At 41.7% G+C, this 15,696-nt stretch carries 17 protein-coding genes; all 17 read left to right on the plus strand.

Annotated elements, in window-relative coordinates; all coding sequences use genetic code 11:
- Positions 1-60 precede the first annotated feature (60 nt).
- The 17 genes from ACYQ21_RS06420 (at position 61) to ACYQ21_RS06500 (ending at position 15,575) form a co-directional block, all read left to right on the plus strand.
- Positions 61-759 (plus strand): hypothetical protein, encoded by a 699-nt coding sequence (locus tag ACYQ21_RS06420; RefSeq protein ID WP_460056587.1) that lies wholly within the window; start codon positions 61-63, stop codon positions 757-759.
- Complete coding sequence (pepV, locus tag ACYQ21_RS06425) at positions 756-2,174, plus strand: dipeptidase PepV (protein WP_460056590.1); 1,419 nt, start codon at positions 756-758, stop codon at positions 2,172-2,174. Before ACYQ21_RS06420 ends, pepV begins: the two co-directional genes overlap by 4 nt.
- 52 nt (positions 2,175-2,226) lie before the next feature.
- Entirely contained in the window at positions 2,227-2,592 is a 366-nt protein-coding gene (acpS, locus tag ACYQ21_RS06430) for a holo-ACP synthase (RefSeq protein WP_460056592.1), read from the plus strand.
- Positions 2,593-2,595: 3 nt separating this feature from the next.
- Positions 2,596-3,711: an alanine racemase gene (alr, locus tag ACYQ21_RS06435; RefSeq protein ID WP_460056593.1), complete on the plus strand. Its 1,116-nt coding sequence runs from the start codon at positions 2,596-2,598 to the stop codon at positions 3,709-3,711.
- Positions 3,704-4,051, plus strand: coding sequence for a type II toxin-antitoxin system PemK/MazF family toxin (locus ACYQ21_RS06440; RefSeq protein WP_460056596.1), 348 nt, complete (start codon positions 3,704-3,706; stop codon positions 4,049-4,051). The genes alr and ACYQ21_RS06440 overlap by 8 nt, the downstream gene beginning before the upstream one ends.
- A gap of 189 nt (positions 4,052-4,240) precedes the next feature.
- Complete coding sequence (locus tag ACYQ21_RS06445; RefSeq protein WP_460056599.1) at positions 4,241-4,663, plus strand: Spx/MgsR family RNA polymerase-binding regulatory protein; 423 nt, start codon at positions 4,241-4,243, stop codon at positions 4,661-4,663.
- Between the two features lie 163 nt (positions 4,664-4,826).
- On the plus strand, positions 4,827-5,675 hold the full coding sequence (locus tag ACYQ21_RS06450) for a bifunctional methylenetetrahydrofolate dehydrogenase/methenyltetrahydrofolate cyclohydrolase (RefSeq protein ID WP_460056601.1): 849 nt from the start codon (positions 4,827-4,829) through the stop codon (positions 5,673-5,675).
- A gap of 50 nt (positions 5,676-5,725) precedes the next feature.
- Positions 5,726-7,054, plus strand: a complete 1,329-nt coding sequence (xseA, locus tag ACYQ21_RS06455; protein WP_460056603.1) for an exodeoxyribonuclease VII large subunit — start codon at positions 5,726-5,728, stop codon at positions 7,052-7,054.
- Positions 7,047-7,265 carry an exodeoxyribonuclease VII small subunit gene (locus tag ACYQ21_RS06460; protein WP_460056606.1) on the plus strand — a complete coding sequence of 73 codons (219 nt, stop codon included), beginning with the start codon at positions 7,047-7,049 and terminating at the stop codon, positions 7,263-7,265. The genes xseA and ACYQ21_RS06460 overlap by 8 nt, the downstream gene beginning before the upstream one ends.
- Positions 7,255-8,127: a polyprenyl synthetase family protein gene (locus ACYQ21_RS06465; RefSeq protein ID WP_460056608.1), complete on the plus strand. Its 873-nt coding sequence runs from the start codon at positions 7,255-7,257 to the stop codon at positions 8,125-8,127. The genes ACYQ21_RS06460 and ACYQ21_RS06465 overlap by 11 nt, the downstream gene beginning before the upstream one ends.
- Positions 8,120-8,941 (plus strand): TlyA family RNA methyltransferase, encoded by an 822-nt coding sequence (locus tag ACYQ21_RS06470; RefSeq protein ID WP_460056610.1) that lies wholly within the window; start codon positions 8,120-8,122, stop codon positions 8,939-8,941. Before ACYQ21_RS06465 ends, ACYQ21_RS06470 begins: the two co-directional genes overlap by 8 nt.
- The gene (locus ACYQ21_RS06475) at positions 8,928-9,362 is read left to right on the plus strand and encodes an arginine repressor (protein WP_460056613.1); all 435 of its coding nucleotides are present in this window, start codon (positions 8,928-8,930) and stop codon (positions 9,360-9,362) included. Before ACYQ21_RS06470 ends, ACYQ21_RS06475 begins: the two co-directional genes overlap by 14 nt.
- Before the next feature lie 45 nt (positions 9,363-9,407).
- Positions 9,408-11,078: a DNA repair protein RecN gene (gene recN / locus ACYQ21_RS06480; RefSeq protein ID WP_460056616.1), complete on the plus strand. Its 1,671-nt coding sequence runs from the start codon at positions 9,408-9,410 to the stop codon at positions 11,076-11,078.
- A gap of 4 nt (positions 11,079-11,082) precedes the next feature.
- The gene (gene proB, locus ACYQ21_RS06485; protein ID WP_460056619.1) at positions 11,083-11,883 is read left to right on the plus strand and encodes a glutamate 5-kinase; all 801 of its coding nucleotides are present in this window, start codon (positions 11,083-11,085) and stop codon (positions 11,881-11,883) included.
- Entirely contained in the window at positions 11,813-13,090 is a 1,278-nt protein-coding gene (locus tag ACYQ21_RS06490) for a peptidoglycan bridge formation glycyltransferase FemA/FemB family protein (RefSeq protein ID WP_460056621.1), read from the plus strand. Before proB ends, ACYQ21_RS06490 begins: the two co-directional genes overlap by 71 nt.
- 14 nt (positions 13,091-13,104) lie before the next feature.
- The gene (locus ACYQ21_RS06495; protein WP_460056629.1) at positions 13,105-14,319 is read left to right on the plus strand and encodes a peptidoglycan bridge formation glycyltransferase FemA/FemB family protein; all 1,215 of its coding nucleotides are present in this window, start codon (positions 13,105-13,107) and stop codon (positions 14,317-14,319) included.
- A 14-nt stretch (positions 14,320-14,333) separates the two neighbouring features.
- Positions 14,334-15,575 (plus strand): glutamate-5-semialdehyde dehydrogenase, encoded by a 1,242-nt coding sequence (locus ACYQ21_RS06500; RefSeq protein ID WP_460056624.1) that lies wholly within the window; start codon positions 14,334-14,336, stop codon positions 15,573-15,575.
- Positions 15,576-15,696 lie beyond the last annotated feature (121 nt).

Consider the following 15,696-nt stretch of genomic DNA (forward strand, 5'->3'; position numbering starts at 1 on the left):
TCATTTTACACGATTTTTTGATAAAATAGGACAGTAAACCAAAATGAAAAGAGGTGACAGATGACAAATAAGGTCCAACTCTGGACGGCAGATGATATGTATTGTTTTGCGCGAGAAAATAAACTTGGCTTCAACCTTTGGGGTGCATGGTTGCAGAAATTGCATTTTAAGGTGGTTGCTGAGAGTTTGTTAGATGATGAGTACGCTGTCTCAAGTTTCATCGGTAGACATACGGATTACGATGATGATGAGGGCGAGGAGAATGAACACGCGCAAGCTGAGCCTAAATTTTTCAACACGCAAGGCTACTATGCCTATATCATTACCAATGAAAATCGGCTAGTTTATGCTCGTTGGCGTCCGTTTTTTCATAAGGTCTCTTCTATTCCGCTCAACGATATTAAAAATATTGAGCCGATTACCCATATCATTTGGGGGCACGTTCGCGTGGAATCTTTAGGCGATAATTTTTCCGTTTTTTGGACGAAAAGTGTCGTTAGAAGAATTGCCAAGCGAATCCAGGAAGGTGTGAGTGACATCAAAAATAGTCACATGTATGGTGGTTATCAAGCAAATGCACCAATCATGCCCACACCACCACAGCAGCCCATGTCGGACAAACCGGCAGAGCCAAAAGTTGTCTATGATACATCGACCATGTATGAAAAATTGTCATCTGCTAAACTTTCAATGGAAGAAGGTTTGATTACCGCAGAAGAATATGACGAGTATAAAGAAAGGTTATTAGGAAGAAAATGACACAAATCGATTTTAAAGCAGAGGTTGCAGCACGCAAAGAAGACTTATTAGCAGACTTATTTTCACTTTTGAAAATTAACTCAGAACGTGATGATAGCCAAGTCACACCGGAAACACCGTTTGGACCGGGCCCAGTTGCGGCACTCAAACAATTTTTGAGTTTGGCTGAGCGTGACGGCTATGCGACGAAAAATGTTGACAACTATGCGGGTCACTTTACTTATGGTGACGACCTACCTGAAGATGCAGAAGTTCTTGGTATTTTTGCACACATGGACGTTGTCCCCGCAGGAACTGGCTGGGATAGCAATCCTTATGAACCTGAAATCCGCGATGGCAAGATTTATGCTCGTGGCGCATCAGATGATAAAGGGCCTACCATGGCGTGTTACTATGGCTTGAAAATCTTAAAAGAGTTGAACGTGCCTTTAACTAAAAAAATCCGCTTTATCGCAGGAACTGATGAGGAATCAGGTTGGGGCGATATGGATTACTATTTCGCCCATGTAGGATTACCTGAGCCTGACTTCGGTTTCTCACCAGATGCGGAATTCCCGATTATCAATGGCGAGAAAGGCAATATTACAGAATACCTCCATATTTCAGGCGAAAACACAGGTGCTGTTCACTTGCACAGTTTCACAGGTGGTTTGCGCGAAAACATGGTGCCAGAATCAGCAACAGCGGTAATTTCAGGCGATTTAGCGAATCTTAACGCCAAACTTGAAGCCTTTGTCAACGCACATAGCGATAAAAATCTAAAATTTGAAACTGAAACAGCAGCAAATGGTCAAGTAACGGTCGTGTTTCATGGTCGTTCAGCTCATGGTGCCATGCCAGAAAAAGGCGTTAATGGTGCCACTTACCTTGCTAAATTCCTAGATGAAATCGGTGTTGTGTCGCCATTCACTAAACTTGCGGGAACGATCCTCATTGAAGACCATGCTGGTAACAAAACAGGTGTTGCCTTCAAAGACCCTAAAATGGGTGCTTTGTCTATGAATGCAGGTGTCTTTAACTTTGACGATACCTCATCTGACAATACCATTGCCCTGAACTTCCGTTACCCACAAGGAACAGATTCTGATGCCATTTATCAAGTACTCGCAGCACTTGAAGGTGTTGAAAAAGTCACTAAATCAGCGCATGAGCATACACCGCACTATGTGCCAATGGCTGATGAATTGGTCAGCACCTTGCTTGCTGTTTATGAAAAACAAACAGGTCTTAAAGGTCATGAGCAAATTATCGGTGGTGGGACTTTTGGTCGCTTACTCAAACGTGGCGTAGCCTTCGGTGCTATGTTCCCTGGTGACATTGACACCATGCACCAAGCCAATGAATTTATTCCGGTTGATGTCCTGTTGCGTGCGGCGGCAATTTATGCTGAGGCAATTTATGAATTAGCGAAATAAACCAAAAACAATAAAATCCCAAAGCACGGGATTTTTTTGATATAATTAAATTATGATTTATGGCAATGGTATTGATAATGTTGAACTTTCGCGGATTGAAAAGGCTTTAAATAGAAATCCTAAGTTTGCCAAACGTGTGCTTACGGAAACCGAGTTGGCGAAATTTATGACTTTATCAGGTCAGCGGCAAATCGAATTTTTAGGTGGTCGTTGGGCAGCCAAGGAAGCCTATTCTAAAGCCTATGGTACGGGTATCGGTGGTCGTTTATCCTTTCAGGATATGACCATTTTACCTGATGATTTCGGCGCACCAAAATTTATCCAACATCCTTTTTCTGAACAAGGCGTGGTGCATCTATCCATTAGTCATAGTAGTCTGGAAGCTGTTGCTTCCGTTATCCTAGAAAGTCGTGATTAAGACATGAAACCAAGTACACACCGGCCAACGCAAGCGATTATCAATCTCGCAGCAATTCAGGCTAATATTAAGCATTTCAAAACTTATATAGATAACAGCACCGAGATATGGGCAGTCGTTAAAGCCAATGGTTATGGCCATGGTGCAAATGATGTGGCGCTAAGCGCCAATGATTTAGTGTCAGGTTTTTGTGTCTCTAACCTTGATGAGGCGATTGAGCTGAGAAGTCATGGGATTGTTAAACCGATTTTAGTTCTGAGTGGGATTGTCCCAGCTGATATTCATATCGCCGTTAATTTACGCGTGACGGTAACAGTGCCATCTCTGGCTTGGCTGAAATTAGTCACTGAGCATCTGGAAAATGTGGAGACTGAACACTTGAAATACCATATCAAGGTTGACTCTGGTATGGGACGGATTGGGGTGACAACAGCTCAGGAAGCTAACGACATCATTGCTCTCGCAGATCAATCTGGCATGATTTTTGATGGTGTTTTCACGCATTTTGCGACAGCTGATGAAGCAGCACAAGAAAAATTTGAAGCGCAGTGGTCGCAGTTTCATGCGATTGTCTCAGCTTTAAGCCGTCGGCCAAAATATGTCCATTCTAGTAATTCTGCCGCAGGGATTTGGCATAAGGAAACAATTCAAGATATTGAGCGCTTAGGCGATGCCATGTATGGTCTAAATCCAAGTGGTCGCACGCTTGATATGGCCTATCAAATAACACCAGCGCTGGAGCTAAAATCAGAATTGACACATATCAAGACCATTGAAAAAGGGGCAACGGTTGGTTATGGGGCAGCATTCGTCGCAGACCAGCCTACCATTGTTGGGACTGTCCCAATCGGTTATGCAGATGGTTGGACGCGTGATATGACAGGCTTCTATGTTTTGGTTAATGGTCAAAGATGTCCGATTATTGGGCGGATTTCTATGGATCAGATGACCATTGCCTTGCATGAACCATTATCAATTGGCACAAAAGTGACGTTGATTGGTCAAGATGGCGATGAAAAAATAACAGTAGATGATGTGGCAGCATATCGTGGCACGATTAATTATGAAGTTGTTTGTTTATTAAGTGATCGGATAAAACGGATATATCAAAATGGTTAGAGAAATTTTAAGAGGAGATATCTTTTTTGCTGATTTGTCGCCAGTGACGGGCAGTGAACAAGGGGGAGTTAGACCTGTATTAGTCATTCAAAATGATGCAGGTAATACCTTTGCACCCACAACAATTGTTGCGGCAATTACAGCAAAGAAAACAAAGAAGGCACTACCAACACACGTTTCGATTTGTAAAGAAGCCGCAGGTGTTGAATCAGATTCAGTGATACTGTGTGAACAGATGAGAACCATTGATAAGTGTCGCTTACGGGAAAAAACGGGACGGCTCAGCGATGAAATCATGTCGCAAGTTGATGTTGCAATTAAAAAAAGTTTATCTTGTTAGAGATGAACTTTTTTGTTATATAATTGTAATAAAAAATAACTAAAAAATAACTAAAAAACAATATAAAATCAAAGTCAAATTTGTTTACAAAAGTATTTTGTTGCGATATAATGTTTTTACAAACGAATTAAATGACATTTTCGTTTACGTCGTCGTCGTTTTTACATTATATTTAAAGATAAGAGGCTTATGATTAAGATATACACAGTTGCGCATAGTTCATCTTGCGAAAAGGCAAAAGCATGGTTACAGGAACGTCATTTGACATATGAAGAAATTAACCTGACCAAAGATCAGTTGACAGATGATGAAGTTCTGCATCTCCTATCCTTGACAGAAGAGGGAACAGAAGAGATTATCTCCAAGCGAAGCAAAGCTTACCAAAAATTAAATGTTGATTTGGATGACCTGTCCATGAGTCGTTTGATTGAAGTGATTGAAGAAAACAGAACGTTATTGAGACGACCTTTGATCGTTGATGATAGAAGACTGCAAGTCGGTTATAATGAAGATGATATCAGGAAATTTTTACCACGTTCTGTCCGAAAGATTGCTTTTCAAACAGCAGAGGCGGGTATAAGGACTGATTTACAATTACAAGGTGCTATTTAGAGCAATACATAGTAATACCGAACATTTTACATATTCATAGTCAAAAAACAGTGGGAAGCAGCGACAATCTCGCTGTTTTTTTGCTAAAATAGAAGTTGTACCTTGTCATTGTCTAATGTTAGCAGTAGTGCTTTGACACCGAAAAAGAAAGATGGAGAATAGAATGACCTTAATTGATGGCAAAGCATTGGCCGATAAAATGGCGTTTGAATTGAAAGCAAAAGTTGATGACTTAAAGTCTGCTGGTGTCACACCGGGCTTAGTCGTGATTTTAATTGGCGAAAATCCAGCCAGTCAGGTCTATGTTAGAAATAAAGAACGTCGTGCGACAGCAGCAGGATTTCAGTCGGAAGTTATCCGTTTGCCAGAAGATACGACAGAAGTGGCACTCTTAGAGCTGATTGCTCAACTCAATCAATCCGATAGATGGCATGGGATACTGGTGCAACTGCCCTTGCCAGCCCATATTTCCGAAGAAAAAATTCTGCTCGCCATTGACCCAGATAAGGACGTCGACGGCTTTCATCCTACCAACATGGGGCGCCTCTGGTCGGGAAATCCTGTCATGATTCCTTCAACACCTGCGGGTATCATGGTCATGCTGGAGACTTATGGCGTTGAGGTGGCAGGCAAGAACGCACTAGTGATTGGTCGCTCTAATATTGTCGGCAAGCCCATGGCGCAGATGTTGTTAGACAAACACGCAACAGTAACCATCGCTCACTCGAGAACGAAAAATTTGGCAGCATTAGCCAAACAAGCTGATATTTTAGTCGTTGCGATTGGGCGTGGCAACTTTGTGACCGCAGACTTTGTCAAATCGGGCGCTGTTGTCATTGATGTTGGCATGAATCGAGATGAAAATGGCAAATTAATCGGTGACGTCAAATTTGATGAGGTTGAGCCGTTTGCCAGTCTCATGACGCCAGTTCCGGGTGGCGTTGGGCCGATGACCATTGCCATGCTCATGGAACAGACTTATGAGGCAGCGAAACGGACTTTAGACAAATAAGCACTAAATTCAGACGGGAAAAACTTCCCGTTTTTTGGTACAATGGTAACATGACAGAATATTTGAGTGTGTCAACATTAACGAAATATTTAAAGGCCAAATTTGACCGTGATCCTTATTTGGAGCGGGTTTTTCTGACGGGCGAGATTTCCAATTTCAGACGCCGTCCTAAGCACCAGTATTTTGCAATCAAGGATGAGAAATCCGTGATTCAAGCAACCATGTGGGCGGGCGCTTTTGCTAAACTCAACTTTGACTTGGAAGAAGGCATGAAAGTCAACCTCGTGGGGCGCGTCCAGCTCTATGAACCGGGTGGCTCTTATTCGATTATCATCGAAAAAATGATGCCAGACGGCATTGGCGCTCTAGCCGTTCAGCTCGATCAACTCAAGAAAAAATTGACAGCTGAGGGTCTCTTCAACCCCGACTTTAAGCAAGCCATTCCAGCCTTTTCACGAAAAATCGGTGTCGTTACAAGTCCAAGCGGTGCAGTCATTCGCGACATCATCACCACTGTCAACCGTCGCTTTCCGATGACAGAAATCTTGCTATTTCCTGCCAAGGTGCAGGGCAATGGTGCAGCCGAAGAAGTGGCGCGTCGCATTCGCAAAGCCAATGAACGTACAGACTTGGATACTCTGATTATCGGTCGAGGGGGTGGGTCTATTGAGGATCTATGGGCTTTTAATGAAGAAATCGTTGTACGTGCTATTTTTGAATCTAGAATCCCAGTCATTTCCTCAGTTGGACATGAAACGGATACGACTTTGGTGGATTTTGTGGCGGACAGACGGGCTGCAACACCAACCGCCGCCGCAGAGCTGGCAACACCAAACACGAAACTTGATATTTTACAGTATTTGACAAACAGTGAGACGCGATTGAGTACGAGTATGCAACGCAGTGTCAAGCAAGGTCAAGAAAGACTGATTAGACTGCAAAATTCAGTGATTTTCCGACAACCTGAGAGAATATATGATAGTTATCTCCAAAAATTGGATCAATTAACAGGACTGTTAAATCAGCACTTGCAACAGCATTATCAAAAAAATCAGCAAGCTCAAGCGCTTTTGACCAGTCGGCTGACGAGTTTACGTTTAGAACAAAAAGTAGCAGAAGCTAATCGACAACTGGCGCGTGAAACGGCAAGTCTAAAAATAAATATGACCAATTTTTTTGAGCAACAAAAAACGCGAGCAGAAAAAGCTTATGACGGTTTGAGCTTGATTGACCCAGAAAAAATTATCAAGCGTGGTTTTGCAATTGCAAGAACGGCAGAACAAAAAGTAGTTAAGTCTACTCAAGATGTTAAAATAGGTGATTATCTAAGCTTAGAGGTTTCAGATGGTCAGATAAATGTAGAGGTGAAAAATGGTTAAAGCAGTAACTTTTGAAGAAAATTTAGCGGCATTAGAAGACATCGTTAAGCATTTAGAAAATGGGGATGTCCCCTTAGAAGCAGCTATCGCTGAATTTCAAAAAGGCATGAAGTTGTCTAAATCCCTTCAAAAAACCTTGAAAGAGGCAGAAGCAACTTTAGTAAAAGTCATGGCTGATGATGGCACAGAGCAAGTATTCGATGGACAATAAAATAGTTTTGTCGGCATTGACGACAGTTTTTGATACATTTTATGGCTCAGAAAATCTCGTCAGCCATTTGACTGAGAGCATTCAGTATTCAATTCAGGCAGGTGGCAAGCGGATTCGACCCTTGTTTCTACTTGAAACCTTACAGGCTTTTGGTGTGACCATCACGACAGAACATCTCAAGGTAGCGGGAGCTGTGGAATTGATTCACACTAGCTCGCTGATTCACGATGACCTGCCGGCCATGGATAACGACGATTTCCGTCGTGGTAAACCGACCAATCACAAGATTTTTGGCGAGGCACAGGCGATTTTAGCAGGCGATGCCCTTTTGCTAGATCCTTATCTTTTACTGGTCAATGCTGAATTACCACCCAATATCATTGTGGCTTTGGTGCGTGAGTTGGCACTAGCCTCTGGCAGTCATGGAATGGTTGCAGGTCAAGTCTTGGATATGGATGGAGAGACGCAAGCCCTCACGTTTGAGCAGTTGAAACAAATTCATGCCTTGAAAACAGGTAAAATGCTAGCATTTCCTTTCGTTGCCGCAGGTCTTATCGCGCAGCAGTCAGATGAGGTCATCTTATCACTCCGCCATCTAGGGGAAAAAGTCGGTCAAGCCTTCCAAATCCGAGATGACATTATAGATGTCATCGCAACATTTGACCAAATCGGAAAAACGCCCGGTAAAGATGAAGTTGCGGATAAATCAACCTATGTGAAGTTACTGGGCTTGAGAGGCGCCAAGGCAGAATTGTCAGCCAATCTGGTAGCAGCTGAAGGGATTTTAGCTGAGCTTTCGCGCCAAACACAGCTAGTACCAGACGGCATTTTGAAACAAATTGAAAGATTAAAAATTGACTAAAGAACGAGTAGATGTCTTAGCCTACAATCAAGGACTATTTGACACACGCGAACAGGCAAAACGCGGTATCATGGCGGGAATTGTCATCAATGCCCTTAACGGAGAACGTTTTGACAAGCCCGGTGAGAAAGTGTCGGATGATTTAGAGCTGATGATTAAAGGTGAAAAATTACCTTATGTCAGTCGTGGTGGCTTGAAATTGGCGCGAGCGGTTGAAATATTTGAAATTTCGGTTTCAGAACAAACTGCCATTGATATTGGGTCATCAACAGGAGGGTTTACCGATGTCATGCTACAAAACGGCGCTAAACTGGTCTATGCTGTCGACGTTGGCACCAATCAATTGGCTTGGAAAATTCGCCAAGATGAGCGTGTTGTTGTCATGGAGCAGTTTAATTTTCGCTATGCCAAACCTGAAGATTTCAGTCATGACTTGCCAACTTTTGCTTCAATTGATGTTTCTTTTATCAGTCTGGCTTTGATTTTGCCTGCTCTATTTGATATTTTACTTGAAGGTGGTCATGTTGTGGCGTTGATTAAGCCGCAATTTGAGGCAGGACGTGAGCAAATCGGTAAAAATGGCATTATTAAAGATGCCAAAATTCATGAGACCGTGATTGAAATGGTTGTGACGATGGCTAATGGTTTAGGATTTTCAACGCTTGGTTTGATCAGCTCGCCAATTAAAGGTGGTCATGGTAATATTGAATTTTTACTGCATTTGACTAAAGCAGCAGACGTGATTGACCAAGTAATGCCACAGATTAAAGCGGTGGTGACAGATGCGCATGGAGAATTAGATGAAAAAAAGTGAACGGATTGATTTAATCAAAAAAATACTAGTTGAGCAAAACATCATGACGCAAGATGACTTAGTGTCGGCACTACTAGATTTAAATATCGAAGTCACACAGGCGACTGTCTCACGCGATATGCGGGAACTTCGCTTGGTTAAAGTCCCTGATAAAACAGGAGGTTATCGCTATGCCTTGCCTGAAAGCAATCGGCTCAATACAGATGCAGAGTTTTTCAAATCAGTCGTTGAGGACATTAAAAAACAGGGAAATCAATTGGCGATTAGAACAAGTCCAGGGTCAGCTATGTTACTCAAACATCGCTTGTTGACACGCTTTGAACCGCTGATTTTTGCAGTGCTGTCAGATGATGATACGATTTTATTAATCGCGACATCGGATGAACATGCTGAAAAAATTGATGCAAATTTATCAAATTGATGGTGTGACATAGGAAAGCTTAGGCTGCTTGATGGAGGAAAATTGATGTTACAGGAAATATCGATCAAAAATTTTGCCATTATCGACACGATTGCCATGCAGTTTGACCAAGGCATGTCGATTTTGACGGGTGAAACAGGTGCGGGGAAGTCAATTATTATCGATGCCATGAACCTGTTATTAGGCTCACGGGCGCAGACGTCTTTTGTCCGACACGGTGCTGATAAGGCTGAAATAGAAGGCTTGTTTTTCTATCAACAAGACAGTCCTGAAATTGCCCAGCAACTTGAGAAACTTGGCTTTGAAAATACAGGCGAGCTGATTTTACGTCGGGAGATTTTTGCTAATGGCAGATCATCTTGTCGGATTAATGGTGTTTTGACGCCTTTATCAAACCTTCAAGCCATCAGCAGCTTTTTGGTTGATATTCATGGTCAACATGACCATCAGGAGTTGATGAGCTCAGCCTATCATCTTGCCATGCTAGATGAATTTGGCGACAAAAAATTCTTGAAAATCAAGCAGGATTACGCTCAAAAATTTTCAGACTATAAAACATTACGGCAAAAACTCCTCACCCTTAAGAAAAATGAAGCGGAATTTGCCCAACGGATTGATATTTTAAAATTCCAAATCGACGAAATCACCTTAGCTGAGATTGATGTCAAAGCAGACGAAGATATTTATCGCAGACGTGAATTATTAACCCATGCCAATCATATCGCGGAGCATTTGACTGCCGCCTACTATTCCCTAGATGACGATGCGTCTGATTATTCTAGTCTGTCTATGGTCAGAAACGCCATGAATGAGTTGGAGTCGGCCAGTCAATTTGACGCGGCAAACTATGCCAAGCTGTCTGAAAAAATCGCTGAGGCCTATTATTTACTAGAAGATGCTGCGGCAGATTTGGAGAAACGGATTGATGATTTAGAGTTCAATCCGTCAGAGTTGGCGATGATTGAAGACCGCATTTCGGTTTTGACCACACTCAAGAAAAAATACGGTCCTGAGTTGGCAGATGTGTTGGCTTATTTGGCAAATTGTCAAAAGGAACTAGACGCATTGACTGGGGATGAGAACTCCTCGGAAAATCTGGAAGCAGCATTTAAAGCGGCTGAAAAATCACTCTTGACTAGTGCACAGGCTCTTGCAGAAGCCAGAGCAACCATTGCCGAAAGACTTGCTAAAGACGTCAAAGGCGAATTGGCAGATCTCTACATGGCTAAGGCAGATTTTAAAGTGCAGTTTGAACCCGCCAAGTTCTCGGTCAATGGGAATCAGCACGTCGAGTTTTTCATTCAAACCAATCCGGGGGAAGGTTTCAAGCCTCTTGCTAAGACAGCATCGGGTGGGGAAATGAGTCGGATTATGCTTGCAATCAAGTCAAGTTTTGCTAGACGTGAAAATAAAACAGCGATTGTTTTTGATGAAGTTGATACAGGTGTTTCAGGACGTGTTGCCCAAGCGATCGCTAATAAAATCTATAAGATTTCTCAAAGTGGTCAGGTCTTGTGTATTTCGCACTTGCCCCAAGTTGTGGCGATTGCAGATACCCAGTACCATATTGAGAAAATTCAGCTGGACGATAGTACCACATCAACAGTTAGAAAATTATCATTTGAAGAACGGGAAATCGAAATTGCTAAGATGTTGGCAGGCGATGATTTAACACTTGAAGCATTAGCACAGGCCAAAAAATTACTGGAAAAATAAGAAGATGAATCGAGAAAAACTAAAAACTGCTAAAAGAATTGTTGTCAAAATCGGCACGTCAAGTCTGATTTTGCCCAATGGCCAAATCAATCTGAAAAATATGGACGACTTGGCTTTTACGCTGTCGAGTTTGAGGCATGAAGGCTATGACATTATTTTGGTCACATCTGGTGCCATCGGTGTTGGGCTTAATGTCTTAGGTCTGGACAAACGACCGTCAGAAATTGCCCAACAGCAAGCTTTGGCGTCAATCGGTCAGGTTGAGTTGATGAGTCTGTACAATCATATGTTTGCCCGCTATCAACAAAAGGTATCGCAGCTTTTATTGACCAATGATGTCATTGAATATCCTGAGAGTCGTCAAAATGCGTCCATGTCACTCCAAGCGATTTTAAGTCTCGGTATTATTCCAATTATTAATGAAAATGATGCGGTCAGTGTCGATGAGATGGATCATAAGACGAAATTTGGTGATAATGATAGATTAGGTGCTATTGTGACGAACTTGGCAGATGCTGATTTGTTAATCATGCTGTCAGATATTGACGGACTTTACGATAAGAACCCGAATATTTTCGATGATGCTAAACTTATTGACACTGTCTCTGAAATTACAGAAGAGTTGATGAAGGTAGCCGGGGGCGCTGGTAGTCGTTTTGGGACAGGTGGCATGACCAGTAAATTAGAGGCAGCCAAACTTATTTTTGATACTGATAAGCAAATGGTGCTGACCAATGGTGCTAGAATTCGTGACATTCGTGACATCATTAACGGCAAGAAGAAGGGAACATATTTTGGACAGTAGTCAATTGACAGTCATCACAGCAGCCGAATTTGCGGATTTTGTGGCGACACGTGATGACATTCATTTCCAACAAACTAAGGCCTTTGGTGATTTACAAGCTGCTTTAGGACATCAGCCATTTTACTTGGCAGTAAAAACAGACCAAACAATCGTGGCCGCCATGCTTGTGACACTTGCAAAAGTTCGATTTGGGTATCTGGCAGAGGCACATGGTAATCCTTACTTTTCAAAAAAAGCAAGTGACAATCAAGTGCTGATTTCTGGTGCCAAAGCTTTGCTGAAAAGACAGGGTGTCTTGAAACTCATCGTCCATTCTAATCAAATGATTGAAAAGTATGATGACAACTGGGAAAAAGTGGGTGAATTTAATCAAGGATTAGATGCTTTTTATCAAGATTTAGGCTTTTCACAAGGTCATTTGAGCGATTTTGAAAAAGGTTTTAACTACAATTATAGTAAAGCCTTGACGGGTTTTGAAAATTTCACGAAACTTGAAAAATCATATAAAAAAAATGGGCTTCAAACAATCAAAAAAGCGCGTAAACTAGGCATTCAAGTCTATGAGGCGAGCTATGATGAATTGGCTGATTTTAAAAAAGTAGTCGATGAAGCAGGCGAGCGTCGGAATTTCTCAACACGAGACTTGTCTTACCATCAGGCAGTCTATCGCGCTTTTGGTGATTGTGTTAAGTTTGTCTTGGCCAAGCTTAATTTCCAAACAGAATTGACGGCTAACCAGTCTGAATTGACAGGCGTTTATCAGGAAATCGAGCAGGCTGAGACACAAAATAAGAAAAAAAGTCTTGATACCCTTCATCAGAGAGCATCACGTCTTGAAAAATTTCAAGCGGAACTTCAAAAGTTGGCGGAGAAACATGGCGATCAAGATGTCATCTTAGCTGCGGCACAATTCTTTATCATGCCTCATGATGTCTACTATATGTTTAGTGGGATGTATGATGACTATAGAGAATTTTCTGCCCCTTTCTTGATTCAAGATGAGATGTTGCGATTTGCTTTTGAGCATCACATTGAGCACTACCATTTTATGGGGGTCAATGCGCCCGATCATCCAGAACAGGGTGTTTTGAAATTCAAACAAAATTTTAAGGGCTACATTTGGCAGTCCTCAGGTAACTATGAGCTAGTTGTAAAACCAATCTTAAACAAGATGACAGAAATTTTAAAAGCTGTCATTAAACGTTAGAAAGCAGTCGTCATATCATGAAATTTAATACAGCAGTCGATGCGAAAGCACACGATGAATTTGTCAAACAAAGCCCACTCAATCATTTATTACAATCCAGCACATGGGCTGAAGTCAAAGATAATTGGGCATCTCAAATTGTTGGGGTGACAGATGATGCTGGAAATCTCATTGCCTCTTCTCTGGTCTTGATTAAAAAATTACCACTTGGCTTTACCATGTTTTACACACCACGTGGGCCAATCATGGATTATGAAAATGCTGAGTTGGTGTCTTTCTTTTTCCAACAGTTGAAGAGAATGGCTAAAAAGCAGAGCGCGCTATTTATAAAAATAGATCCTGCAATCCTCTACCGAACATCAAAGTTTGGTCAAAAAGAAGCCACCGACATTTTACCAGAGGCTGTCGCAATGTTGGAAAATATTAAAGCAGCTGGTGCTGAACATCTTGGCTTTAATCAAGTGATGAGTGAGACGATTCAACCGCGTTATCAAGCCAATGAGCCGTTGGTCAGCGATATGACGACGATTTATCCAAAACACGCAAAGCGGATTATGAAAGATGCGATTAACCGTGGTGTGACTGGTCGTCGTGTGGGGATGGATAGTTTAGATGAGTTTAGTAGGGTCGTCAGTATGACTGAGAGTCGTAAGGGTGTAGCGCTTAGAAATCGCGATTACTTTGAGCAGCTCATGACCTTGTATGGAGAAGATGCTTACCTGCATTTGGCAGAAGTCAATCTCAAAGAAAAGTATGCTGAGTTGCAGGCGCAACTGGCACAGATTGAAAAAGATATTGCTGAAACGCCAGAAAATCAGAAAAAACGTTTCAATCGATTGAATGATCAAAAGAGATCGGTCGAAAAATACCTGAAAGAGTTTGCAGACTATGATACAGAGTCTGATGCCTCAACTGTCATTGCGGGGATTTTGTCTATTAAATTCGGAGAGACGATGGAGATGCTTTATGCTGGGATGAATGATGCTTTTAAAAAATTCTATCCACAATATTTTTTGTATCCACAAGCTTTTGATGATGCCTTTGCTGCTGGTGCCAAATGGGCTAATATGGGTGGTGTAGAAGGGGAACTCAATGATGGTCTATCTAAATTCAAGAGTAATTTTAACCCCGATATTCAAGAGTTGGTTGGTGAATTTAATATCCCGGTCAATGGTTTGCTCTATTCTTTAAGTAATCTTGCCTACAAATTCCGTAAAAAAATGAAATAAAGTGAGGAAAACAGATGATTGAGACGCTTGGTAAACATGCTAAAACCGCTGCCTTCGAGTTAGCAAAGTATGCTACTCTTGAAAAAAATCAATTTCTGCAACAATTAGCGCAAGCTCTTGTTGATAATTCTGAGACGCTAATCATTGAAAATGCCAAAGATTTGGCCAATGCAGAGGCTAATGGGATTAATCGGATTATGATGGATCGCCTTCGTTTGACGCCGAAGCGAATCGTTGACATCGCTGAAGGTGTTCGCCAAGTGGCTGCATTGCCTGATCCAGTAGGGCAAGTGATTAACGGCTATACCAATATTGATGGTTTGAGAATTCTTCAAAAACGAGTCCCTTTAGGTGTCGTTGGGATGATTTTTGAAAGTCGGCCCAATGTTGGAGTAGATGCGTTTGCCCTATGTTTCAAAACAAATAATGCGGTTATCTTGCGCGGTGGCAAAGATGCTATTCACTCTAATCAGGCGCTCGTTCAAGTCATCAAAAAGGCATTAACAGCTGCAGGTATCACTGAACATGCGGTAGGACTCGTGACAGACACAAGCCATGAAGTAGCAAGAGAAATGATGCAGGCCACTGACTATTTGGATGTACTGATTCCACGAGGTGGTGCAGGACTTATCAAGACAGTCAAGGAACAATCTCGCGTCCCAATTATTGAGACTGGAACTGGTAATGTCAGTATATATGTTGATGAATTTGCTAATTTAGACATGGCAACAAAAATTGTCATCAACTCTAAAACGCAACGACCAAGTGTCTGTAATGCAGCTGAAAGTTTAGTTGTCCATGAAAAAATTGCAGCTGAATTTTTACCAAAACTTCAGACTGCGATTAATGCGGTACAGGAAATTGACTTTAAAGTTGATGAACTGGCAGCTGTTTTGATGACGGGTGAACCTGCAACGGAAGCGGACTTCGGAACTGAATATTTGGATTACAAGATGTCAGTTAAGGTTGTCTCAAATATCGATCAAGCGATTGCGCATATTAATCGATACAGTACTAAACATTCAGAGAGTATCATTACTGATAATTTGGGACATGCCGATCAATTCCAAGCACAAATTGACTCAGCTGCGGTTTATATCAATGCCTCTACAAGGTTTACAGACGGTTTTGTTTTTGGTTTAGGTGCCGAAATTGGCATTTCAACTCAAAAACTACATGCACGAGGTCCAATGGGACTTGAAGCACTCACGTCTTATAAATATTTGATTAATGGTAATGGTCAAACAAGAGAATAGGGTTAATTTGTCATGGACAGGATGTTTATGGCACTGATAAACACAAATAAGATGATATGATTCAGATATTCGTCTCGATTTCATGACTATAATATGACAATTCAGTAAAAATCTAGATATT

The sequence above is a fragment of the Pseudolactococcus yaeyamensis genome, from assembly GCF_054658615.1.

What these genes read in the sequence shown, in the direction of transcription:
- acpS (WP_460056592.1), top strand. Translation starts at nt 2,227, where the DNA reads ATGATTTATGGCAATGGTATTGATAATGTTGAACTTTCGCGGATTGAA.
- ACYQ21_RS06500 (WP_460056624.1), top strand. Translation starts at nt 14,334, where the DNA reads ATGATTGAGACGCTTGGTAAACATGCTAAAACCGCTGCCTTCGAGTTA.
- alr (WP_460056593.1), top strand. Translation starts at nt 2,596, where the DNA reads ATGAAACCAAGTACACACCGGCCAACGCAAGCGATTATCAATCTCGCA.
- xseA (WP_460056603.1), top strand. Translation starts at nt 5,726, where the DNA reads ATGACAGAATATTTGAGTGTGTCAACATTAACGAAATATTTAAAGGCC.
- ACYQ21_RS06460 (WP_460056606.1), top strand. Translation starts at nt 7,047, where the DNA reads ATGGTTAAAGCAGTAACTTTTGAAGAAAATTTAGCGGCATTAGAAGAC.
- ACYQ21_RS06490 (WP_460056621.1), top strand. Translation starts at nt 11,813, where the DNA reads ATGGTGCTAGAATTCGTGACATTCGTGACATCATTAACGGCAAGAAGA.
- ACYQ21_RS06420 (WP_460056587.1), top strand. Translation starts at nt 61, where the DNA reads ATGACAAATAAGGTCCAACTCTGGACGGCAGATGATATGTATTGTTTT.
- ACYQ21_RS06465 (WP_460056608.1), top strand. Translation starts at nt 7,255, where the DNA reads ATGGACAATAAAATAGTTTTGTCGGCATTGACGACAGTTTTTGATACA.
- ACYQ21_RS06440 (WP_460056596.1), top strand. Translation starts at nt 3,704, where the DNA reads ATGGTTAGAGAAATTTTAAGAGGAGATATCTTTTTTGCTGATTTGTCG.
- pepV (WP_460056590.1), top strand. Translation starts at nt 756, where the DNA reads ATGACACAAATCGATTTTAAAGCAGAGGTTGCAGCACGCAAAGAAGAC.
- proB (WP_460056619.1), top strand. Translation starts at nt 11,083, where the DNA reads ATGAATCGAGAAAAACTAAAAACTGCTAAAAGAATTGTTGTCAAAATC.
- ACYQ21_RS06450 (WP_460056601.1), top strand. Translation starts at nt 4,827, where the DNA reads ATGACCTTAATTGATGGCAAAGCATTGGCCGATAAAATGGCGTTTGAA.
- recN (WP_460056616.1), top strand. Translation starts at nt 9,408, where the DNA reads ATGTTACAGGAAATATCGATCAAAAATTTTGCCATTATCGACACGATT.
- ACYQ21_RS06475 (WP_460056613.1), top strand. Translation starts at nt 8,928, where the DNA reads ATGAAAAAAAGTGAACGGATTGATTTAATCAAAAAAATACTAGTTGAG.
- ACYQ21_RS06445 (WP_460056599.1), top strand. Translation starts at nt 4,241, where the DNA reads ATGATTAAGATATACACAGTTGCGCATAGTTCATCTTGCGAAAAGGCA.